Origin of the sequence: Rahnella laticis (assembly GCF_015644585.1) — a bacterium.
GTDB classification, from domain to species: domain Bacteria; phylum Pseudomonadota; class Gammaproteobacteria; order Enterobacterales; family Enterobacteriaceae; genus Rahnella; species Rahnella laticis.
Genome location: NZ_JADOBI010000018.1, coordinates 37824 through 59768 on the forward strand (window position 1 = coordinate 37824; position 21945 = coordinate 59768).

The 21945-nt window shown below is 38.0% G+C and carries 18 protein-coding genes; 11 read left to right on the plus strand and 7 right to left on the minus strand.

What is annotated here, in order from left to right; genetic code table 11:
* Positions 1-98: 98 nt before the first annotated feature.
* Together nlpD and rpoS are read left to right on the plus strand one after the other, a co-directional pair.
* Entirely contained in the window at positions 99-1118 is a 1020-nt protein-coding gene (gene nlpD / locus IV433_RS24880) for a murein hydrolase activator NlpD (RefSeq protein WP_195816447.1), read from the plus strand.
* 51 nt (positions 1119-1169) lie between these two features.
* Entirely contained in the window at positions 1170-2156 is a 987-nt protein-coding gene (rpoS, locus tag IV433_RS24885) for an RNA polymerase sigma factor RpoS (protein ID WP_095923512.1), read from the plus strand.
* A gap of 103 nt (positions 2157-2259) precedes the next feature.
* Here the strand turns inward: rpoS and mutS are convergent, their stop codons facing one another.
* Positions 2260-4821, minus strand: coding sequence for a DNA mismatch repair protein MutS (gene mutS / locus IV433_RS24890; RefSeq protein WP_195816448.1), 2562 nt, complete (start codon positions 4819-4821; stop codon positions 2260-2262).
* A 159-nt stretch (positions 4822-4980) separates the two neighbouring features.
* Here mutS and IV433_RS24895 point away from each other — a divergent pair, with 159 nt between their 5' ends.
* From IV433_RS24895 to IV433_RS24910, 4 genes are all read left to right on the plus strand, one after another.
* Positions 4981-6438, plus strand: a complete 1458-nt coding sequence (locus IV433_RS24895) for a tyrosine-type recombinase/integrase (protein ID WP_195816491.1) — start codon at positions 4981-4983, stop codon at positions 6436-6438.
* A 164-nt stretch (positions 6439-6602) separates the two neighbouring features.
* Positions 6603-7487, plus strand: a complete 885-nt coding sequence (locus IV433_RS24900; protein ID WP_195816449.1) for a HamA C-terminal domain-containing protein — start codon at positions 6603-6605, stop codon at positions 7485-7487.
* 13 nt (positions 7488-7500) lie between these two features.
* Positions 7501-9735: a DEAD/DEAH box helicase gene (locus IV433_RS24905; protein ID WP_195816450.1), complete on the plus strand. Its 2235-nt coding sequence runs from the start codon at positions 7501-7503 to the stop codon at positions 9733-9735.
* Positions 9736-9778: 43 nt separating this feature from the next.
* Complete coding sequence (locus tag IV433_RS24910) at positions 9779-10378, plus strand: hypothetical protein (protein ID WP_195816451.1); 600 nt, start codon at positions 9779-9781, stop codon at positions 10376-10378.
* A gap of 49 nt (positions 10379-10427) precedes the next feature.
* Here the strand turns inward: IV433_RS24910 and IV433_RS26250 are convergent, their stop codons facing one another.
* On the minus strand, positions 10428-11012 hold the full coding sequence (locus IV433_RS26250) for a hypothetical protein (protein WP_229893703.1): 585 nt from the start codon (positions 11010-11012) through the stop codon (positions 10428-10430).
* Positions 11013-11459: 447 nt separating this feature from the next.
* Between IV433_RS26250 and IV433_RS24920 the strand changes: the two genes are divergently transcribed.
* The 5 genes from IV433_RS24920 (at position 11460) to IV433_RS24940 (ending at position 17080) form a co-directional block, all read left to right on the plus strand.
* The gene (locus IV433_RS24920; RefSeq protein ID WP_195816452.1) at positions 11460-12677 is read left to right on the plus strand and encodes a tyrosine-type recombinase/integrase; all 1218 of its coding nucleotides are present in this window, start codon (positions 11460-11462) and stop codon (positions 12675-12677) included.
* A complete protein-coding gene (locus IV433_RS24925) occupies positions 12667-14175 on the plus strand; it encodes a site-specific integrase (protein ID WP_229893704.1) in 1509 nt (502 codons plus the stop codon). The genes IV433_RS24920 and IV433_RS24925 overlap by 11 nt, the downstream gene beginning before the upstream one ends.
* The gene (locus tag IV433_RS24930) at positions 14162-16129 is read left to right on the plus strand and encodes a hypothetical protein (RefSeq protein WP_195816453.1); all 1968 of its coding nucleotides are present in this window, start codon (positions 14162-14164) and stop codon (positions 16127-16129) included. The genes IV433_RS24925 and IV433_RS24930 overlap by 14 nt, the downstream gene beginning before the upstream one ends.
* Positions 16110-16529, plus strand: coding sequence for a hypothetical protein (locus IV433_RS24935; RefSeq protein WP_195816454.1), 420 nt, complete (start codon positions 16110-16112; stop codon positions 16527-16529). Before IV433_RS24930 ends, IV433_RS24935 begins: the two co-directional genes overlap by 20 nt.
* A 125-nt stretch (positions 16530-16654) precedes the next feature.
* Positions 16655-17080 (plus strand): hypothetical protein, encoded by a 426-nt coding sequence (locus tag IV433_RS24940; protein ID WP_195816455.1) that lies wholly within the window; start codon positions 16655-16657, stop codon positions 17078-17080.
* A gap of 50 nt (positions 17081-17130) precedes the next feature.
* On the opposite strand, the gene IV433_RS24945 is transcribed toward IV433_RS24940, so the two are convergent.
* The 5 genes from IV433_RS24945 to IV433_RS24965 all read right to left on the minus strand — a co-directional run bounded on the left by IV433_RS24945 (position 17131) and on the right by IV433_RS24965 (position 21209).
* A complete protein-coding gene (locus tag IV433_RS24945; RefSeq protein ID WP_195816496.1) occupies positions 17131-17451 on the minus strand; it encodes a cell wall-binding protein in 321 nt (106 codons plus the stop codon).
* A 233-nt stretch (positions 17452-17684) separates the two neighbouring features.
* Positions 17685-18932 (minus strand): relaxase/mobilization nuclease domain-containing protein, encoded by a 1248-nt coding sequence (locus IV433_RS24950; RefSeq protein ID WP_195816456.1) that lies wholly within the window; start codon positions 18930-18932, stop codon positions 17685-17687.
* On the minus strand, positions 18901-19254 hold the full coding sequence (locus IV433_RS24955) for an ATP-binding protein (RefSeq protein ID WP_229893705.1): 354 nt from the start codon (positions 19252-19254) through the stop codon (positions 18901-18903). Before IV433_RS24955 ends, IV433_RS24950 begins: the two co-directional genes overlap by 32 nt.
* Before the next feature lie 464 nt (positions 19255-19718).
* The gene (locus IV433_RS24960) at positions 19719-20156 is read right to left on the minus strand and encodes a hypothetical protein (protein ID WP_195816458.1); all 438 of its coding nucleotides are present in this window, start codon (positions 20154-20156) and stop codon (positions 19719-19721) included.
* Positions 20157-20183: 27 nt separating this feature from the next.
* Complete coding sequence (locus tag IV433_RS24965; protein WP_195816459.1) at positions 20184-21209, minus strand: tetratricopeptide repeat protein; 1026 nt, start codon at positions 21207-21209, stop codon at positions 20184-20186.
* Positions 21210-21945: the final 736 nt, after the last annotated feature.

Consider the following 21945-nt stretch of genomic DNA (forward strand, 5'->3'; position numbering starts at 1 on the left):
TCGCCTGCGCGTACAGTGTCAGATGACACGAAAATCGCCAGTTGGCGCGGTGTGCGCGGATAAAGAGATATTCTGAGATTGCCGTAACGGGGGAAAATATGAGCACGGGAAGCCCAATAAAAACACTAAGCCGCATTGCAGTGTGTACATTTATCAGTGCCTGGATGGCGGGATGTTCGAACAATTCCAACACATCCGCGCCGATCAGCAGCGTTAATGGCGGCGGAAACAGCGGCAGCAGCAGTCAGAATACTCTGAATTCCCCTCCGCAAATGGCACCTGCCGTCGGCCCTGGCGGACACATTGTGTACAACCGCAGCTATAACTCAATCCCTAAGGGAAGTTACAGCGGCAGCACCTATCAGGTGAAGCGCGGAGACACCTTATTCTACATCGCGTGGATCACCGGCAATGACTTCCGGGACCTTGCTGCGCGCAATAATATCCCTGCTCCTTACAGCCTAGAAGTGGGTCAGACAGTCCAGATAAATAACGTTTCTTCTGCCGCCAGCACGAGCAGTACGACGGCCGTCACAGACGCCACAAATAGCGGTGTTCCGAAAGTTCCAACTGGGGGAATGCTCACAGGTTCTGTGGTTGCATCTCAACCAACTACCACGTATTCTGAATCTTCTGGTAAACAGAATGTAGGTAAGATGTTGCCTACATCAGGTGCAGTCACCACCACAACACCTGTTGCTGTAGCCAGCACTCCCGTCGCCACCTCAACGAATAATGGCGGTCCGGTTTCCACATGGAAATGGCCGACTGACGGGAAAATTATCGATAATTTCTCTGCTGCTGAAGGGGGAAATAAGGGGATCGATATCGCTGGTTCGCGTGGACAAGCTGTCGTAGCAACTGCCTCGGGGCGTGTTGTTTATGCCGGTAATGCTCTTCGCGGTTACGGTAATCTAATCATCATCAAACACAATGATGATTACCTGAGCGCCTACGCACATAACGATACAATGCTGGTCCGGGAACAACAAGAAGTGCAGGCGGGACAAAAAATAGCGACGATGGGTAGCACCGGAACCAGTTCAGTAAGATTGCATTTTGAAATTCGTTACAAGGGGAAATCCGTAAACCCGCTGCGTTATCTTCCGCAGCGATAAATCCGGGCAGAGCATTGATTCTGCCCTCGGGACCACGGGTAGGAGCAGCTTATGAGTCAGAATACGCTGAAAGTTAACGAGTTACATGATGATGTAGATTTCGATGAGAACAGCGCTGAAGCCTTTGACGAGAAAGCAATAGTCGAAGAGACTGCCGACAACGATGCTGAAGAAGAATTGTTGTCGCAGGCTGTAAGCCAACGAGTGCTGGACGCCACTCAACTGTATCTCGGTGAAATCGGTTATTCCCCTCTGCTGACCGCAGAAGAGGAAGTTTATTTTGCACGACGCGCGTTGCGGGGAGATGTTCCTTCCCGCCGCCGTATGATTGAAAGTAACCTGCGTCTGGTGGTTAAAATTGCCCGCCGCTACAGTAATCGCGGTCTGGCACTGCTGGATTTGATCGAGGAAGGCAACCTGGGTCTGATCCGTGCGGTTGAAAAATTTGACCCTGAGCGCGGCTTCCGTTTCTCTACCTATGCAACATGGTGGATCCGTCAGACGATTGAACGGGCGATCATGAATCAAACCCGTACCATTCGTTTGCCAATTCACATCGTTAAAGAACTGAACGTTTATCTGCGTACCGCACGCGAACTTGCACATAAACTGGACCATGAGCCGAGTGCTGAAGAGATTGCTGAGCAACTCGACAAACCGGTGCATGACGTCAGCCGTATGTTGCGCCTGAATGAGCGTATTACCTCTGTAGATACCCCGTTGGGCGGTGACTCAGAGAAAGCGCTGTTAGATATTCTGGCGGATGAAAAAGACAACGGCCCGGAAGACACCACGCAAGACGACGATATGAAACAGAGTATCGTGAAGTGGTTATTCGAGTTGAATGCAAAACAGCGTGAAGTTCTGGCGCGTCGTTTCGGCCTGTTAGGTTATGAAGCTGCAACGCTGGAAGATGTGGGTCGTGAGATTGGCCTGACACGTGAACGTGTTCGTCAGATTCAGGTAGAAGGTCTGCGTCGCCTGCGTGAAATCCTGCAGGGACAAGGGCTGAGCATCGAAGCACTGTTCCGCGAATAACTTTTCGTTAAGAAAAACTGTTCGCCGGAAAGACAGTTCGGTATCAAAAAAACGGTGGGTTAATCCCCACCGTTTTTCATTTCTGCCGCCAGCGGCCGCAGTTTTACACCATGTCTTTCAGACGATAAATCCATTCCAGTGCCTGACGTGGCGAGAGAGAATCTGCGTCCAGAGATTCCAGCGCTTCTACCGCAGGCGACACTTCTTCTGCCAGCAGCGTCAGCTGCGGGCCATCCACTTTGCTGGCGGCGGCGTTGTTGGACAACGTTTCCAGCTCTTTCAGTTTCTGGCGTGCACGTTTAATGACATCACGCGGGACACCCGCCAGCGCTGCGACGGCCAGACCATAACTTTTGCTGGCTGCGCCATCCTGCACGCTGTGCATAAACGCAATGGTATCGCCGTGTTCAATGGCATCAAGGTGAACGTTGACCGTACCTTCCATTTTTTCCGGCAGCGTCGTCAGCTCGAAATAATGGGTCGCGAACAGCGTCATGGCTTTAATGCGGCTGGCCAGATTCTCGGCGCACGCCCAGGCAAGCGACAAACCGTCGTAAGTGGATGTGCCGCGGCCGATTTCATCCATCAGCACCAGGCTATTTTCCGTGGCGTTATGCAGGATGTTCGCGGTTTCGGTCATTTCCACCATGAAGGTTGAACGGCCAGAAGCCAGATCATCTGCCGCGCCGACGCGGGTGAATATCCGGTCTACGGGGCCGATAACAGCGGTATCCGCAGGAACGTAGCTGCCAATATGCGCCATCAGGACAATCAGTGCCGCCTGACGCATATAGGTACTTTTACCGCCCATATTCGGGCCGGTGATGATCAGCATCCGGCGCACCGGAGACATGTTCAGCGGGTTGGAAATAAACGGTTCTTTCAGTACCTGTTCCACGACCGGATGGCGGCCACCGGTAATGTTGATGCCGGGTTTCTCGCTCATCGTCGGGCAGGTGTAACTGAGCGTGTAGGCACGTTCTGCCAGATTACTCAGAACATCCAGCTCGGCCAGCGCGCTGGCGCTTTGCTGCAAAGCTGACAGATGCGGCATCAGCAAATCAAACAGCTCTTCGTACAGCGCTTTCTCCAGCGACAGGGCTTTGCCTTTGGACGTCAGAACCTTATCTTCATACTCTTTCAGTTCCGGAATGATGTAACGTTCGGCGTTTTTGAGCGTCTGGCGGCGGACATAATGAATAGGAACAAGATGGCTTTGGCGGCGGCTCACTTCGATGTAATAACCATGTACACCGTTAAACCCGACCTTCAGCGTTTCCAGCCCCAGCTTTTCGCGTTCGCGAATTTCTAAGCGGTCAAGATAGTCTGTTGCACCGTCAGCCAGTGCGCGCCATTCGTCCAGCTCCGCGTTATAGCCTGGCGAAATCACACCGCCGTCACGCACCAGAACCGGCGGGGCTTCAACAACCGCACGTTCAAGCAGTTCGACCAGCTCTGTAAATTCGCCGGTTTGCTCCACCAGCGTAGCGACATGCGCGGCGTCAGCGTCCTGCAAAATCCCACGGATTTCCGGCAGTTGCTGTAATGCATGACGCATGCGGGCAAGATCGCGTGGCCGGGCGCTGCGCAGGGCAAGTCGCGCCAGAATACGTTCGAGATCGCCGACCTGACGCAGCACGGGCTGCAAGTCTGCGGTCAGATCCTGTAATGCCCCGATTGCCTGCTGACGATGGGTCAGCATTTTGATGTCGCGGCTTGGCATGTGGATCCAGCGTTTGAGCATACGGCTGCCCATCGGCGTGACGGCCTGATCCAGGACTGCCGCCAGCGTATTTTCCACGCCACCGGCCAGATTTTGTGTCAGTTCCAGATTACGGCGCGTCGCCGCATCCATAATGATGCCATCCTGCTGGCGCTCCATGGTCACGCCACGAATATGCGGCAGGGCGGTGCGCTGGGTATCTTTCACATATTGCAGCAGGCAACCGGCGGCGCGCAGAGCCTGAGTGGCCTGTTCCACGCCAAACCCGCTCAGATCGCGGGTGCCGAACTGGAGATTCAGCTGTTGCTTTGCGGTTTCGAGCTCAAATTCCCACATCGGACGACGGCGCAGGCCGCGGCGGGAAGCGATAAGCGGCATGGCTTCAAAGCTTTCCGGATACAGAAGTTCTGCCGGATTTGTACGCTGTAATTCAGCGGCCATGGTTTCCAGATCGTCTGGCTGGGCGACACGAAAACGACCGGAGCTGATATCCAGCGTCGCATAGCCAAAGCCACGCCCGTCCTGCCAGATGGCCGCCAGCAGATTGTCATGACGCTCGCTCAGTAAGGCTTCATCACTGACCGTGCCGGGCGTTACGATCCGCACAATTTTGCGCTCAACCGGCCCTTTGCTCAGCGCCGGATCGCCAATCTGTTCAGCGATAGCGACGGATTCGCCCAGTTGCACCAGCTTGGCCAGATAGCCTTCAACGGCGTGATAAGGCACACCGGCCATCGGAATCGGTTCGCCTGCCGAAGCGCCGCGTTTGGTCAGGGAAATATCCATCAGCTGAGACGCACGTTTTGCGTCGTCATAAAACAGTTCGTAGAAGTCTCCCATACGATAAAACAGCAGAACTTCCGGGTTCTCTGCCTTAAGACGCAGGTACTGCTGCATCATGGGGGTGTGGTCTGATAGATCCTTGCTTGCAGACTCTTTCATTTTGATTTTACTCATTTTTATATTCGATCAAGTGCTCATGTGGCCCCAGGTGAAACCCTTTCAAACTCACATAAACCCATAAATTTGTAGCTCACTTGTAGCCCAATGCGTGATAAATTGGTTTTACTCTTTCTCTGGGCTACAAATGGTGGTGATGCTTTGAAAACAACTCTCAGTCAGGGTTTTATTATCAAGAAGTTAAGTATCAATGTTAAGCCTGCACTCAGTAACTCTGGAAAAGTCGTTTTCGAAGCTAACCCTGACCAAAAACCTTACATAGTCTTTGATGATCACAGAGAAGCCCCAGTGGGATTCGGGGTGAAAGTAAGTTTGACGAAAAAAACGTATGTAATCCAGCGAAGAGTGTCTTCCGGTGACCGTGATGTGAAAGAAGGCAAGAAACCGAGTTCGGTCTTAAAAGTGAAAGTAGGGAATGTGTCTGATTTTCCCAGTATCGATCAAGCCCGTGTAGTCGCTCGACAGTTGGTTCAGACAATGATCGCAACTAAAAGAAATCCTAATAAAATCAAGAGAGAAGTAGATTCAGCAGAACTCACAATGAGCGAAATCTTTGCTCAATACAGAAATCATTTAATGGGTAGATCTAAACCAGCTAAACCAAACACCCTTGCGGTGCTTGATAAAGCCGAGAACCGTTTGAAAGACTGGGCTGGTTTGCGAGTAAAGGATTTAACAGGTAATGAAATTCTTCGTAAGTTTGATGAAATTGCCAGCAGAGCCAGAACAGCAGCAGAGCAAACATTCAGGTGGGCTAACGTTGCAGTCAAACACGCGATTGAAATTGAAGCAGGGAATGCTCAGACACAACAACGACAACCTTCCATGTCGTATAACCCTTTTTCCATTTTAAAGGTGCAGAAAAAATTCAGGACTCGCTCGGAACTGGAAGACAGCTACCGAGCAAAAGGTGTCAGAAATCCATTGTCACCAAAAGACACGCTAGGGCGTTTTTTAAATGCCTTACATGACAAGAGAAACTTCAACCGTCTTGGTTGCGATTACCTACTGTTGACTATCCTGCTGGGAGCCAGGAAAGAAGAAACAGCTTCGCTGCGTTGGAGAGAATCTCTTACCAGTGAAGAAGCCAAAATTATCAGCTATGTTGATCTTGATAACAGAATCATTCGTTTTTACGACACAAAAAATCGCAACGATCATGAACTACCAGTTTGTGATGCTGTAAAGCGGATACTTGAAGACAGACGAGATATCGTCACTAACACAGAAACTTGTCCAGATAAGCAGAAGTGGGTCTTTCCAGCACGTTCGCCAAGAAGCAAAGCAGGGCACTATTCTGACAGCAAAAGTTTACGTGAATATTTATGTCAGGATGCCGGTATCGTAAAGCTTGGAATGCATGACCTACGGCGAACTTTCGGGCGTGTTGCTGAGGAACATACTTCTTATGCTGTTGTGAAGAGATTACTCAATCATAGAAATACAACAGATCCTACTGAAAGATATGCTATTCCTGAGCAGACTCGAATTTTAGAAGCACTACAACGAATAGAGTTGCATATGCTGATGACGGCACCTAAGTTATACAATGTGCTGTTAGCTTCAGTACGGTATCCGTTGTTGCCAGCAGATGAATAAAAGATAGTATAAGTAGTGAAGGAGTCTCGTGGAGGGAATCACAAAAATTTTGTATCTACTTCATAAAGCATTGCAAAGATAAAAATTATAGTTCCGTTCCGTGATTAAAAACATTCATTATTTAAGTTTGATCACTATTTTGCTGTGAACTTCTGAGGATTAGAATGATGGACGACTCAATAAAAATAAGAATCAGCAATCAGATATTTAAGTATGAAGTAAGACTACCGTCATCAGGTCTGGATGATAACACATTTACATTGGATTTTTTTGATGGGAAGTATCGGCAAGACGACTTGGTTGGGTTAATCCGAGATGTTGTTCCATACTTCTCCTTAACAGCAGATGAAATGAGAGAGCTAGATCCCTCCGAGATTAATAAACGTAGCTTTACTCGAATCTCTGATGCACGGCGTCAGGCAAAAGGAGATTATGGGGAATTAATGCTTTTTTTGATTTTAAGTATCTTTTATGATGTGCCAAAATTCGTAACGAAGGCAAGATTACGTTCTACGACAAGAGAGCAGATAAAGGGATTTGATTGCGCTCATTTTTCAGTTGAAAATGATAAAATCACTCTTTGGTTAGGTGAAGCAAAATTTCATAAATCTATAAGCGGAGCAATATCATCAGCACTGAGTTCGCTAACAGACCATCTGAACGATAAAAGTAGAATAGCAAGTGAACTAAAGTTATTGGGTGGGGAAATTGAGATAAACAAAACCCTTGATAGAAAACTCTATTTACAATTAAAGAGTTATGTCGATGGTGGGAAGAGTCTGGACTCAGTTGAAATCGCTGTTCCAGTGTTATTGACTTACGACAGTAAGTATATAGGTCAATGCTGCGGAAAGGGAAAGGTTTTAATGGATAAAGATCCATTTCTATCAGAATTGGGAACGGAGCTAACCAAACATTTCGAAGATATATATAAAAAGGCTTGGCCTAAAGACTCAAATATAAAACTAGTATTTTTCCTTTTTCCGTTTGAGGATGTGGCAAAGTTAAAAGAAAATATAGAGTTAGTTGAACAGGCTATGAAGTTTTGATAACGAGGGTTCCATGATTATTGAAAACATTGATATCGAATTAGAAGAAATAAAAAAAACAAAAGGCAGAGAAACTAACGTTGTTGAAGACTTCCTAATTGATATTTATCGTCTTCTTGATAATAATGAAAACTATAATTTATGTGTAAAAGCAATATGCCATATTGCCAATCTTCATTTAGAAGATGCAATGGTTCAACAGCTTTTGCACGATTGCATTATAAAATCGAGAATTTTCTTGTACGATGACATGCTTGAAAATAGCGAAATAGGCTATAACCCAAGTGTTTCTCCACAAGACATATTCTTAAAAGCATTCTACACAAGCTCTGTATCTGAAACAACTTTAACCAAACCGCAAAAAGAGATATTTAATGAGTTTCAGACGAACCGACGATTAATTGTAAGTGCTCCTACTTCATTTGGAAAAACTAGAATAATTCGTGAAATAATTTCTCATAATGATTACAAAATGATCGTGATTATTATGCCAACAGTATCATTGCTTTCAGAGTCATATAACGATTTTAAGCAAGAATTCTCTGATAGGTATATAGTATCTAAATCATCTAAAATAAAAATAGAAGAAGAAAAAGAATATATACTTATTCTTACACCGGAAAGAATGAGTGTTTTAATGCAAGATAATGTTCATATGAATGTAGATTTTTTCGTGATGGATGAGATCTACAAAGCTGACTACAAGCTGAATGATGACAGATTTAGAGTGTTTGCAGATATATTATACAGATTGACAAGGAGTGGGGCTGATTTATATCTAATTGGACCATATATTAGTGAGTTTAGTGAGGGTTTTCGAAATAAATTCAGCATCAAGATGTTAAAATTTGATATTGAAATAGTGCAAAAAGATTATTACGAGTTAGATTATATTAACCAAAGAGGGATTCATAATATAGAGGGGGCAACAATTAGAGTTGTCGGTGATAAATATAAGAATTTGAAGAGAATTATAGGGAATGAAAGTATCGATGGGAAGTATTTAATTTATAGATATAGAAAGCAATATGTGGAAGATCTTGCGGAAAGGCTTTTAGGCGAACTACAAGAGAAGAAACATAATGAGAGTCTGGTCGAATATTTAGAAAGTAATATTTCAAAGAATTGGTCTTTGGTTAAATGTTTAAAAAAAGGAATTGCTTTTCATCATGGCGCAATGCCAAGGCATATACAAGACTTAATCATCGATGAGTTTAATAAAAGTAGCGGTGAGGGAGTAAATTACTTATTTTGTACGACTTCTCTAACCGAAGGAGTTAATTCTACGGCAAAAAACGTTGTTCTCTATGACTTGAAAATAGGTAATGGCGAAGAAATAAAAAGTCTTGATAGGAAAAATATAGAAGGGCGGGCAGGGAGATTCATGCAACATTTCCTTGGGAGAGTTTTTTACTTTGAGCAGATTGAAAAAAGTGAAAACCAAAATACCAACGTAGAGATAGAGTTTATTGATAGTGGTGATCCTAAATTGGAAACGTTAGTTCAATTAAATGACGCTGATATAATAGGAGCTAATAGGGTTGAATATCAAAAATTCATTGAAAATCTATTGAAATTAAAAATCCCCCTTGATTTATTGAAGGGAAACAAATTTGTAGATATTTCTGGGCAAATATCAATGGTGGAGAGTTTGAGAGTTAATGGTAATTTGGATAAGTACTTTTTTTCTACCCAAATACCTGATAAGGGAATTTTAGAAAATATCTTATCGATTATTTACGACCTTCTATTCACTGAAGGCAATAAAGGTGGTAGTTTTTCAGGGGAGATAGGGAAAAAGAACCTCTTAAATTTAACGAAATATTACGTATATTTAACGCCATCATTTCCTGTTTTATTGAATTCAGATACTGTGAAGTTTTTAAGGAAAACAGAGAATTCAAGAATAAGATTTACATTTGATTTGATCACTAAGTATTTTGAATTTATGTGGCCTCGGTATATAAAGGCATTTGAAAGTATATTTAATTTTGTTGCAAATGAAAAAAAATCAAAGGAAATAAGTCTAGATTATATAGTTTCTTTGCTTGAATATGGTACTAATGATAGTCACGAAATTATTCTACGTGATGCAGGAATACCTAGAGAGATAATGAAAAAAATATCAAGTGTATTTTACAATTGCGAAAACCATCAAGACATTCAAAATACATTTAAAAGCAGAAGGTTGGAGATTATAAAAAAATTAAGTAATATAGAGTTGCGAATCCTGGATAAATACATTTAAATCTATATTAAATAGCGTTCTATTGGAACAAGGAGTCTGAGCTATGGGCGTCGTGGAGACATTAAGAGAACTATCTGAGGTCTGGCGTTTGTTCAGTGATATGCCAGACGATACAACACTAAGTGTTGACTTGGCCGCTCTATATCTTGGTGTCAGTGTAAAAACGTTAGCAAGATATCGACAGAGTGGTAGTGGGCCACAATATATCCAGTATCAATCGGAAGACAGCAAGGCCAGAAACCAGAGAATAAACTACCTTTTAAAGGATCTTCGTTCCTGGCGAGATAACCACAAAGTAAGCAACACAATGCACGCGGCTCAGGTGCGTGGGTTAGCTTTCAAATCATTGATCGATTTCTGCGAACCTCAACCTTTCTGGAAGATTGCCAATAATTCAAAAGATATAAACTTAATTATATCTCATGCTCTTATTATTTCTGATGATGACTTCAAGAAAAACCTATTAGAGCCAAACGCAGACGTGGTATGGATTTCAATTGAAAATGCTCTATTTCAGAAGTGGAAAATTAAAGAAGAAAGAAATATTTGGAACGAAATTTTTACGTCAACATTAGATAATATAGCTCGTGCTTCGGAATCAGAACAGGAAAGATATACGTTGAATGATGCCTTTGATGAATAGATAAACGTGGCCAATTCTGCATTGGCCGTGTATATCAGAAATGTATTTTTTACTTTTCTCTATACATCTCTATATTGAAATCTTTTCCAAATGGATTTACCACATCAAGTGTTTTGTAATTATGCTCATCAATTATTAATCTATATGATTGACTTGCACCGTTAGCCATCATGTCTTCAACTACCGGGAATTTCTTATGTGTGATATTTTCTAATAAAGAGAGGTTTTTAAGATCAATATTTTCTCCATTATAAATAATTTTCTCAGGAGTTGATTTCAAATTGTTTAAAGAGATAACTAATTCTTTATTATTTATCTCCCACTCCCCCGCGCCATTGACTAAATAAGAAACATAAATATCAGAGTTGTTGATTTTATCTGCTTTATAAGATATTTTTCCGCTAACATTGTATTTTCCATTTGAGAAATAAGAGGTCTTGTCCTTTACAGAGACAACAATTCCTTTGTTATCATACGAATATGAATAATTTGTTGTCCAGGTTCCAATTATATCGTCTTTTCTGTGCATATCCGGTGGGTTAGGAAAGAAATATGAATATATTCCGAAAAGAGAACCAGCAGATCCGATGATAATTGATAATCCAATTAAAAATGATTTCAATATCTTCCTCATGATAAACCTTCCTTAGCAAATACATTTATAAGCAACAATATATTGTATCATGTTTTAATTCATAGCAATAAAGCAATCAAAAAAATAAACATGTAAAATAAGTATCTCTCATTAAAAATAAATTTGAATTATGAAAAAACATAGAATATATATATAGTAATTACTTTGGCAAAATGCAAAAAATAAAGAAGTTTAGTAACTGTTTTTTGCATTATTTTTTACGTTTTTTACGGACATTGGCTTGTTATATGATATGAAGAAGGCTTTAGTTATTCTCAGGTAAACAGAAAGGATTATATATTCCCCTGCAGGGGAATCGCAAGATTCTAAAAAAATATCCTTCTTAAACATGTCGTTATGCAATAAAAAATCCTAAAAGTGCAAAATTAATATTGCCAAAATAATTATAAGTGTTACACCTTATAAAAATGCAAAAAAGGAGACTATATGAGTAAAATAAAAGTCAATAAATTCCTTCTTGATTCAGGGGAAAGATATTGCGTCATAATAAATAAAGAAACAGGAATACCACTTTTTCATCCTAATTTATACTTAACGACACAAGTTAGAAATAGTGGACATGCTATTGCTACAATAGAATCAAAAGCAGTTAATCTTTCTCTGTTTTATAGATTCATGGAGAAGAAAAATATCGATATCGAAGAATATATTTTAAGTGGAAAATATTTGTCAGGAAGGGATATCGATCATTTGATTATTTTTCTTTCCAAGACTTCTGATTTGAAAAAAGGTATGCGACATAAATCTGATTATGTGTCAAAACGAACTTTATGCAATAGGTTAGATAATATTACTGCTTATCTTTCATGGTTAACAGAAGAACTTTTACAATATGATTTTCCAAAGTATAAAACTCACCTGTCTAAAATGCTTAAAACTATAAATGCAAGGAAGCCAATTTGTAATTACTATAACGATAGTGAGTGCGCTGGAGATGGAGATAAAGCATTGAGTGATAGTGCAGTAGATATAATAATGAAAAGTATCGATCCTCATTCACCCGATAATCCATTCGAATCTATTGTAAGAAATAGAAATGCAATAATTATAATGGTTCTAACTGAATTGGGGATTAGAGGTGGTGAGTTATTAAATATAAAAATTGGAGATATTAATTTTCAAGAACAAATGCTTTACATTCGAAGGCGAGCAGACGAGGTAAATGATCCGAGATTAAATCAGCCACTGGTTAAAACCCTTGGCAGAGCATTAGCATTAAGTAATGAATTATCATCTAAATTGATGGATTATATCATTTATGATAGAAAGCTCTTTTCAAAAGGTAAATCTGACTTCTTATTTATAACATATAAATCTGGACCCTTTCAGGGAGAGCCATTGAGTAAATCTGGTTATTTTAAAATTTTATCTACAATCAGTAAGTGTGATCTTTTACTAAAAGGTCTAACAGGTCATAAATTTCGTCACACTTGGAATTACAACTTTTCTTGCTTAATGGATTCACTTAATGTGAGTGAAAAAGAACAGGGAGTCATCAGGGAAAAAGTAATGGGGTGGAGACCGAATTCTGGAACAGCCGAAAAATATAATAAAAGATTTGTTAAAGAGAAAGCAAATGATGCTTCAGTAAGATTGCAAGAAAGATTAAGTTGTAGAAATAGAGGAGTGCAAAATGATAAATAATACAAAGTGCAGAGGAAGAGATTATGAATTGATCACAGCAAATAGCAGATATAAATTCTCATTAGCAGATCCTGCATGGGTTTTAGATAAAAATGTAAAATTGAATATAAGTCTGATTCTTGAAAAATTACATTCATCGCACCATGACTATTTTTTGAATACATTGAGTTTTTTTGCTACAACAAGGTCTACTTCTTATACAAAGAAAATGTTCTGGGCTTTTAATGATTTTTTGAAAAGCTCAAAAGATGGGCTAATAACAGATCTTTCTGTAATAAACTATTATAAGGAAGCAATAAACAATAAATCAGACCACCTTGAAAGTATGAGAGTTTTTTTTAAAAAATGGCTTTATTTAGAATATCCAGGCGTAACTGATGATCAGGTTAAAGTTTTGTGTGAGGGTAAAACAAAAAAAAGACGTATAGGAGAAATGGTAAATACGATGGATTTAAGAAAAGGTCCATTGATAGAAAATGACATAATAAATTTTAACGAAGGCGCTATTTTATTATATGAAAAAGGAATTATTAAAATTTCCGAATTAGTTATGGCATTGATAACCTCATACACAGGGCGTAGACCAATACAAACCTCGCATTTAAAATTGAAAGACATATTGAGCCTTTCCGATGTTCATTCTAATGAAATAGCATTAAAATATCCAAGAGCAAAACATAGTGGTGCCTTTCGATCTGAATTTAAAAAATTAAAAATAACGGAAGAGCTTAATGACTTGATCATTATTTTGTGTAAGGAGAATATTAATGTTGTAGAAAATTTAGTGGGCCGAGATTTAACTAATGATGAGTTAGCAGAACTACCATTATTTATTGATCTTGAAGCTTTAAATGTAATTACAAATAACAATGATTTTTCAAGATTATTAGAAACTGACTATTTTCATATCAAAGCTAATTTGATTACATGCAAAATACAAAAAATCGCAAATAATATTGACTCATTGGAATACGCAAAAGTTATCAATGCAAGAAGATTTAGATATTCGTTAGGGACAAGGGCTGCACAAGAGGGCTATGGAGAGAGTATTATAGCGGAATTATTAGACCATCGTTCGACAAAGTTTGTAGCTTGTTATGTGAAAAACATACCAGAACATGCAGACAAAATAGACGACCTGGTTGCTGGAAGTATATTGAACTATGTTAAAGCCTTCAAAGGGGAATTGGTTAATTCGGATACTGGGAGTATTAAAATAAAAAACCATAAAGGTAAAGATTCAGGTAACTGCTCCAATTGTAACGATTGCAATGCTCCCGTCCCAATTCCTTGCTACACATGTCCATATTTCAAACCTTGGATAGAGGCTCCTCATAATGAGCTATATGACTTTCTTATAAAAGAAAGGAAAAGAATTTCGGATATTACAGAGGATATAAAAGTTACAACGGCGCTAGATCGAACAATCGTAGCTGTAAGCGAAGTTATTAAAAAGTGCAATGTAATAAAATCAGGAGGTGGTAATGAGTGTAATTAATATAAAAGACATACAGATCCGAAACGTTACCAACTCTATGAGTTTATTCATTAGTAATATGCAGGATAAGGCGACAAATGATATGCATAAATCCTGGGGTTCGGATGTGTGGGTTATAAAAAAACAAAAAATAAAATTTACTAAATTAAGTGAAGAACACTTTCATAATGAAAAAATGAATTCGGATTTTATCGATTTTGCAAAAGCATATATTACCCATGAATATCCTTTTGAATCAAACAGAGTAGAGATAGTAATCGCCACTCTAAGGTGCGTTGAATATATCCTCATTAAAACACATTCGTGTGCTAATATATGCCTTGTTAATTATACTATTCTTGATGAAATTATTTCCTTTATCAAAAATAGATATAGTAATAATTATGCTTATGTTATTGGTCGGGAATTGAAAGGTATATGTTCATTTTTATTCAAAAATAAACTAACATACAAAAATATAGCGGGGTGGAAAAGTCCTATCAGATTTAAACAAGATTATTTTTTAGATGATAAAGAAAAACATAATAAAAAAATCCCAAACGAAGAGATTATATATATCTTCGCAGATATTTTCAGCCAGGAGTTAACAGATAAACGAGATATTTTTACAACATCCGTTGTTGCTTTATTAATGTCAGCACCGTCACGTATTTCAGAAGTTCTATCTTTATCTATTGATTGTGTATTCACAAATACAACACAGAAAGGTAATGAAAAATGGGGCTTACGATTTTGGGCAGGAAAAGGCTACGGAGGAGATATAAAATGGATTCCGAGTGTCATGGCTCCTGTCACTCAAAAAGCAATTGATAGAGTAAGAAGGTTAACTAATAAACCCAGAACGTTTGCAAAGCTGATGGAGTTAAATTTTGAAGCGTTCCATAAACAGACAAGATTCAGCCGCTATTCCGAGAGTAAATTACTAACAACTGTTCAGGTTTGTGAGGTTTTGTTAAATGAATCAATTTCAGAAAAAGAGGGAGTAAAGCTTCTAAAACGTTTATCTATCAAATCTCATGATAATATATATTCATTAAGAACTTTATGGCAGGAATTGCAAAGCCGTCTTCCTGATGGATTCCCATGGTATAACAAAAAGAAAAATATTAAATTTAGCGATTTGCTTTTTTTATTTTTTAAAGATAGCCTTCATTTAAATAAGTCTGACAACATAATAGAATTATATACACCCCATACAAGTTCTTTTTATAGTGATACTTATTACCAAGAAAAAAGAAAAAATATTTTCGAAAGACATGAATATCAAAATGGGAACAAACAGAGTTTTCACTTTCACTCCCATCAAATAAGACATCTATTAAATACTATAGCTCAACGTAACGGCATGACTGAATACGAAGTAGCTAAATGGTCAGGAAGAGCAAGCATAAAACAAAACAGGGTTTACAATCATGTTAGTGAAGAGGAGATAATCGAAAAATATGAATCTTTAAAGCGCGCTGCAACTAACTATACAGTTAGTGAAAATATAACAGTCCGTAACCCTGTTTCAAGAGAAAGCTTTTTATCTGTAAGTCATGGGGCTGTTCATAAGACAGAGTTTGGATATTGCATTCATGACTACGCTATATCTCCATGTGAAAAGTTCAGAGATTGCTTAAATTGTTCAGAGCAGATCTGCATCAAAGGTTCGCTTGATAGTTTGACCAGACTCAAAGAACGATTGTCAGAAACTAATGAGTTAATTGAAACGACAATGAAAGATACAAATGAAAATGATCGTCAAATCGATAAAGATCGGTGGTTAAACTTCCATTTAAAAATAAAGGAACGATTGCAGGAGTTAATTAGTATATTAGAAAGTAAAGAGGTTCCTGAAGGATCATTCGTTCGATTATCCAATAAAAGTTACTCACACTTATCAAGAATCTATAATGCGGAAAAATTATTAAATAATAAAAAGGAAATTATTCATGTCAAAAAAATTAACTAAAAATGAAAAAACTCTTATTATGAATAGGTTGCTGGGTTGGAGTAAGCCGAAAATTACCTGGGAAGAGCTTTGCGAAGAATGTGCCACTTTTCTTAGTAATAGGCCAAGTAGACAAACTTTGTCTTATCATAACGAGATAAAAGAGGCATTTAAAAGTAAGAAGAATGGTATTAAAGATAATCATAATAATTTCAAAAAGCCTTCTTCACTTTCTATTGCTTCTCAAAGAATTTTTCATCTGGAATCCAGACTTCAACTTCTTGAAGTGGAAAATAGAAACTTAAAGCAACAATTTGTATTGTGGCAATATAATGCATTTAAACATAATATAACTAAGCATATTTTAGATGAGCCGTTACCACTAATAGATAGAAGAAGAACTGACCGAAAACTAACTTAAATATGGAATTAATACATTACGATGTAAATAAATGTTTACGGAATGCTTGATTAATTTATATTATATGATAAAACTATATACATGTTCGTCAGGAAGACGATTATAGATTGCAAGGATGCAACCATATGGAAAAAGAAAAGAATTATCTCTCGAAAGAAGAGCAATTTATCATACTTATTGATAAATATATTACTGATACATACAGTCCAGAAGATGAGATGTATACATACAAGCTATACCTGCTCTTTGTGGGCTACCATATAAAATATTTTAGTCCAATCCCTCAATATTGTTGTTCAACTAATAACGTTGACAATATCATGCAAATGTTTTGTAGTGTATTTAAATGTTTGAAAAGTAACTTCATCAAAAAATTAGGAAATAAAGAAGTCATTTTTATCCAATTAAATGCACTTGTTGACTATATCGAAGGGAATCAAAGCAGATTAGAGCAAGTCTATGTCGAGTTAAAAGCCCAGTATGAAATGAAAGAGATCAGCAGAGAGATCGTTATCAATAAAGGCAGTTCCAGAAAAAGGGCAAGGCTGTGATGATTTAGAAAAAAGCTCCCTTTTGGGAGCTTTTGTAAGGGATTTAGTCATTAATTTCCTATCAATTTCCATCCATCGTCATTTTTTAAAAATTTCAGGGTGGTAGTTCGGTGTTCATTATTAATAGTTACTTCTGCATTACACTTATAGCTTTTATCAGATTCATTTATACAATCAATCTTCTTAACTGTTTTTAGCGTTCTAAGCATTGCTTCCGGAACATTTGGGTTAATGGCTCGAACTGCAGAATTTCCGCTTTCTATAGATTGATTTAAGGCATTAAACATATCTTGCTCAGATGGTTCGCTATCGCACCCTGCAAGCATGAAAGACGAAATTATGACTGCTGCAACAAAAGTATATTTTTTCATTTTATTTTCCAGATCGACAATTTTTAACTGCGGTTAGGCGTATCTCGATGAATCTTCGATGTTTACCGGCCTGAAGTAAAAACGTTTGTACCGATCGATGCTGCACCTGTGATAGTTAAAAACTATCAACAATAATTTATTGATCTGTAAAACCGATCAATAAAATTACGGAAAATCAATCGTTTAAAAAAGCCTGGATTTTATGATTGACCCAGTTGAACCGTAACTTTCTGTTATTTATGATTTTTAATATTTGCAGTGAGTTGTGTTTGAATTGATGGGGTTAATGCGTGGGCTTTTAGGACTCTCTTGAATTTTTTGAAAGTATGTATCAAGAAAAAACCAAGTATTTTCAGCAAGCTAAGGAAAGGAAGCCATAAGATGAAGCGGGGAGGTTTTGCTTTGTTCCTTTTTTGTGAGTTTTGCAAATCGAGAACGGCATTAATTATACGTTTGCGCTTATCTTCCTTAACTGCTGTCTTCGGTGTCAAAGACGGTGTAAGAGCAATAGAAGCCTTTGGAGAAGGAGTAAGAGAAGCTATTTTTTCTGAAATCGTTAGCGTTTCCCTAGCTGTCTTGATTACCATCCCTGCTGGTGCTGGTGCTGGTGCTGGTGCTGGTGCTGGTGCTGGTGCTGGTGCTGGTGCTGGTGCTGGGATAGCTTCCTTTGTCTCTCGAAGAGCTTCTAAGTGGTCTGGGTTGTAGTTAAGCTGCTTTTGAAGATTTACCCAAGAGTATGCCTTTCCAAGTTGAGATGCCTTGAAAGCTATATCGCGGTAGGAGAACGAGAACCCGTTCATTTTCTCGGTAGAAGCGACATTTGCCGTCCAGCCGACTTCCGCTTCTTCCAGCCTCTTGATAAAAGTTAAAAGGTCAGGTGTATCTGTCAAACTTTTATCAAGTATCTGCTGGAGAGCTTCCTTAGGGGAGGGAAGGCCAGTCCGTTCAGAAAGCATCTGTTCATTCCGAGAGATTCTCTTCCGCTTCGGTTGTGCTTGTGAGGAGGAAGATGCAGTTTTGGTCACTGTCAGACCGTGAGCGATGTCGAGTTCACTAATGATCTGGGTGCTGATAAGGTTTTCGTTCCTACCAAGGTAAAGTTTACCGCCGTTGAAGTCGATACGACTGGCGATAATGTGTATGTGCTGACCTGCTGAGTCATCATGTAGGACATAGCAGCGTAGATGAGTGTCATTGAACCCCATTCTCTTCATGTAATCATCTGCGAACATAACCCATTTGTCTTTTGACAGCGATTCACCTTCAGGCAACCGAAGCGAATTGTGCCAAACGGGTTTTTCTACTTCCGGGCGCTGTTGTTTTGACAGATTAAACTCTTCAATAAGTTCTGTTGCCAAAGCACCGACCAAATTACCGCCGATCACATATGGATCACACCTATGGTGTTGTCCTGGTTTTAAAACGTAAAACACTGCACCTTCGAATTGCTTACCCCGTTTTATCTTCTGCATTCCCTTCATAAGAAGCTCCTTGCAGCAAATTGGCTCGAAGCTCTCTGATTAGTTTTTTTATAAAGAAAATCTCTGTTTTTGTCAGACCGCTATCGAAGCTCTTACTGTTCAAGTGAGAAATAACACGATTAAACTGTTGTGCGATTTCGCCTAACTTAATCCAGGTAGCGTGATTTATTTCAGGAATAATAGGAGGTAGTTGATTCAGCGATGCTATGCGAAGCCATTCGCCTTTACTCTTAGTGTTTCGCTTTAAATTGAGAAGCTCTAATTCCTCTTTGTTAAATCTTGCACTGACGCAATGCTTTCGAAGATTTGATTTGTTTTCCATATAAACTCCTTTTATATGTATGTTCAACATTAATAAGCATATTCCTTATGCTTTACGTTATTATATTATTTATATAGTGGTTGCGAACAATGTCAATAGCTTCGCTTTTGATTTTTTCTTTTCTGACTGAAAGGAGGAAAAGCAAGGCAACTCAGAGAAGCGGAGCTTCGGAGAGTTAGCCCTTGCTTTTTATTTTTAAAGTAACATTGACAATTAGTATAGGTTTGATATTTTTATGCATATAAGATAAAGGTTAAAAGATATGTATATGAAAAAGAAACTTGTTATAATTATTTCAGTAATTTTTTATTTTTCGTTCATTGTTTTATCAGTGTGTTTTCTCAATGCCACCCCACATTTTAGTTTGAGTAATCTGGACAATACTAATAATGGATATGTTATTTTAGCTGTGGTAATAGAAATTTGCATAATACTATCACCACTCGTTATTATTTTTTCCAAGGTTATTTTTGATGAGAACCCTGGTCAGATGAACGAATAGCCTTAATAAAATCTATACTTTCTGATGCAGCAATACCTGACTTAATGGTTAATAAAATAGTGTAGGTGAGTAATAGAATATATCCAATAAGGTTGGTCATCAATGCTTGAAAGAAATCTATTTTCTTGCCGGAGAGCGTATTCAATATTAATAATGAGGTTGTTAAAGCTGTTACTGAATAAAGAATAGTGTCATTACATGATTTAATGATGGTTCGTACTTGGTTATTTCTTGAAAATAAAATAAACATTGAGATTGTTATCGCAGGAATCAAAGGCATTAGTAGCCAATAGATGCTATCTATCGGTTGAAACCTCACCCAAATTATTAATAAAATTGTTGTAATGATCGATATGAGATATCCATGAAATAAGGAATCGCTAATTTTATTTTTTTTCATTTTGGTAATCCTATGTGTGAAATTGAATTATTTCAATTTCAGTGTATTGATTTTTGATATCGATTTATCAAGATTTAGTTTTTTATATAATGAATGTGCGAGTATACAGTAACTTTCAAATTTATCGCTATTCTGCTCCTTAGCTATAACGGCTAATGTATAATATATATCTGATATTAGTCTATCATTTAAAGTACTTTTAAGTGATAGAGCTTCTTTGCATAGTTTCTCTGCTAAATCTAATTTTCCTATATCTGAATAAAGCACGGCTAAGTTATACTTACAAAGAGCGATAAACTTGCTGTTTTTAGATTTTATTGATCTCTCTAAAGCTTTTTCAAGAAGTTTTTCGCACTTTTCAAACTGATTCAGTTGCTTGTAGACATTGGAGGCATTGCCATAGTTCGTGATTATTTTAACATCATTTTCTAACATTTCTGAAATATCAATAGCCTCATTGATATATCTAAGGGCCTTGTCTAAATTATCCATTTTGACTGAGTCTGTCTTACTGTATTCTGCTATTCTTTTTAGACTAATAACTATGTTAGTCAATAAGTCAGACTTAAGGATTCTTAGGTCATTCTTCTCTTTAGTATTGTCTTCTTTGTCTATTTCTATATCTAAGCAAGGTAACATTTCTGATAGAATGTCAAAGGCCTTGGTGTAATTTTCTTTATTGTTGAGTAGAACTGCTATATTATTATTCGCTTTAATTTGACCAACTGCATCACCCAGCTCTATCGCGATGTTTAATGATTTTGTTTGATATAGCTCAGATTTGTGCCAATCAGATATATTTTTATAAAATATACCAAGATTTCCGTATGTGTATTGAAGATCTTTTCTTGAAAGTTCAGTTTTTGTCAATAATTTATGTGCTATTTCAATAGCCTTATGATATTCGCCTTTAAAATTAAAGTGCAAAGAATAGGCATATAAAACTAAGTGATTGTTCTCATTCAGATCTAATGCTCTCTTAAAAAAATCTTCAGCAATATCCAAATTTAACATGGATGCAATTGTCGCTATATCCATATAAGTTAAAGACATTGTATCTTGATATTGAATTAAATAATTAGAGTGTTCAGTTAATATATTTTCATGTATAGATTGTTTTGCGTTAACTTCCTGAATGATTATATTTAATAATTCGGTTGCTCTTATTTTGTCATTATCATCTAAAGCCTTCGATAATTCAATTTTATTATGATCGTTAGAGTGGGAAAGATTAGAAATAATATCAGAGTAAAATGCATCAACCCCTTTTATTTCGTGTATGTGGTATTCTTTTTTTTTGATTGGTCAATGTTTATTGTATTGTTGTTGATATTATTTTCTCCACTTATAACAATATTATTGTTAATAGCAGAATGATTTTTTGGAGAGCTTTCCCCTTTTTTTCTTTTCATTTTTACAAAGCCAGTTATAAAAGATATTGCTGCGAAGAATACACCTAACGCACTAATTAAATTGATATTTTCATTTATGATTCTTATCATTATATTTACCTAAATCAATAGAATTTTATACTGATAACATTTTTTGTATAAATATGCAAGATTTATCTGTGGAGATGCTATTGATTTTAAGATGATTTTTATCAAAGTGAAAGTCCTGAAAACTATCTTCCTTTTGGAGCAGTTTGGCCTCTTTGTTCAATAGAACCTGATGTTGCCTCTTCGTTTTTTACAAATAATCTTTGCCTATTTTATTGCGGAGTAGAATACCTCCAAGCAACTAAAAGTATCCCATCAGTAAACTAGAATCGATATGGAGTTCATTTTGT

Bases quoted from the DNA above. Each gene is read 5' to 3' on its own strand.
- IV433_RS24905 (WP_195816450.1), top strand. From the start codon at position 7,501: ATGATTATTGAAAACATTGATATCGAATTAGAAGAAATAAAAAAAACA.
- IV433_RS24945 (WP_195816496.1), bottom strand. From the start codon at position 17,451: ATGAAAAAATATACTTTTGTTGCAGCAGTCATAATTTCGTCTTTCATG.
- IV433_RS24935 (WP_195816454.1), top strand. From the start codon at position 16,110: ATGTCAAAAAAATTAACTAAAAATGAAAAAACTCTTATTATGAATAGG.
- IV433_RS26250 (WP_229893703.1), bottom strand. From the start codon at position 11,012: ATGAGGAAGATATTGAAATCATTTTTAATTGGATTATCAATTATCATC.
- IV433_RS24940 (WP_195816455.1), top strand. From the start codon at position 16,655: ATGGAAAAAGAAAAGAATTATCTCTCGAAAGAAGAGCAATTTATCATA.
- IV433_RS24925 (WP_229893704.1), top strand. From the start codon at position 12,667: ATGATAAATAATACAAAGTGCAGAGGAAGAGATTATGAATTGATCACA.
- IV433_RS24955 (WP_229893705.1), bottom strand. From the start codon at position 19,254: ATGGAAAACAAATCAAATCTTCGAAAGCATTGCGTCAGTGCAAGATTT.
- IV433_RS24920 (WP_195816452.1), top strand. From the start codon at position 11,460: ATGAGTAAAATAAAAGTCAATAAATTCCTTCTTGATTCAGGGGAAAGA.
- rpoS (WP_095923512.1), top strand. From the start codon at position 1,170: ATGAGTCAGAATACGCTGAAAGTTAACGAGTTACATGATGATGTAGAT.
- mutS (WP_195816448.1), bottom strand. From the start codon at position 4,821: ATGAAAGAGTCTGCAAGCAAGGATCTATCAGACCACACCCCCATGATG.
- IV433_RS24950 (WP_195816456.1), bottom strand. From the start codon at position 18,932: ATGAAGGGAATGCAGAAGATAAAACGGGGTAAGCAATTCGAAGGTGCA.
- IV433_RS24900 (WP_195816449.1), top strand. From the start codon at position 6,603: ATGATGGACGACTCAATAAAAATAAGAATCAGCAATCAGATATTTAAG.
- IV433_RS24930 (WP_195816453.1), top strand. From the start codon at position 14,162: ATGAGTGTAATTAATATAAAAGACATACAGATCCGAAACGTTACCAAC.
- nlpD (WP_195816447.1), top strand. From the start codon at position 99: ATGAGCACGGGAAGCCCAATAAAAACACTAAGCCGCATTGCAGTGTGT.
- IV433_RS24910 (WP_195816451.1), top strand. From the start codon at position 9,779: ATGGGCGTCGTGGAGACATTAAGAGAACTATCTGAGGTCTGGCGTTTG.
- IV433_RS24965 (WP_195816459.1), bottom strand. From the start codon at position 21,209: ATGTCTTTAACTTATATGGATATAGCGACAATTGCATCCATGTTAAAT.
- IV433_RS24960 (WP_195816458.1), bottom strand. From the start codon at position 20,156: ATGAAAAAAAATAAAATTAGCGATTCCTTATTTCATGGATATCTCATA.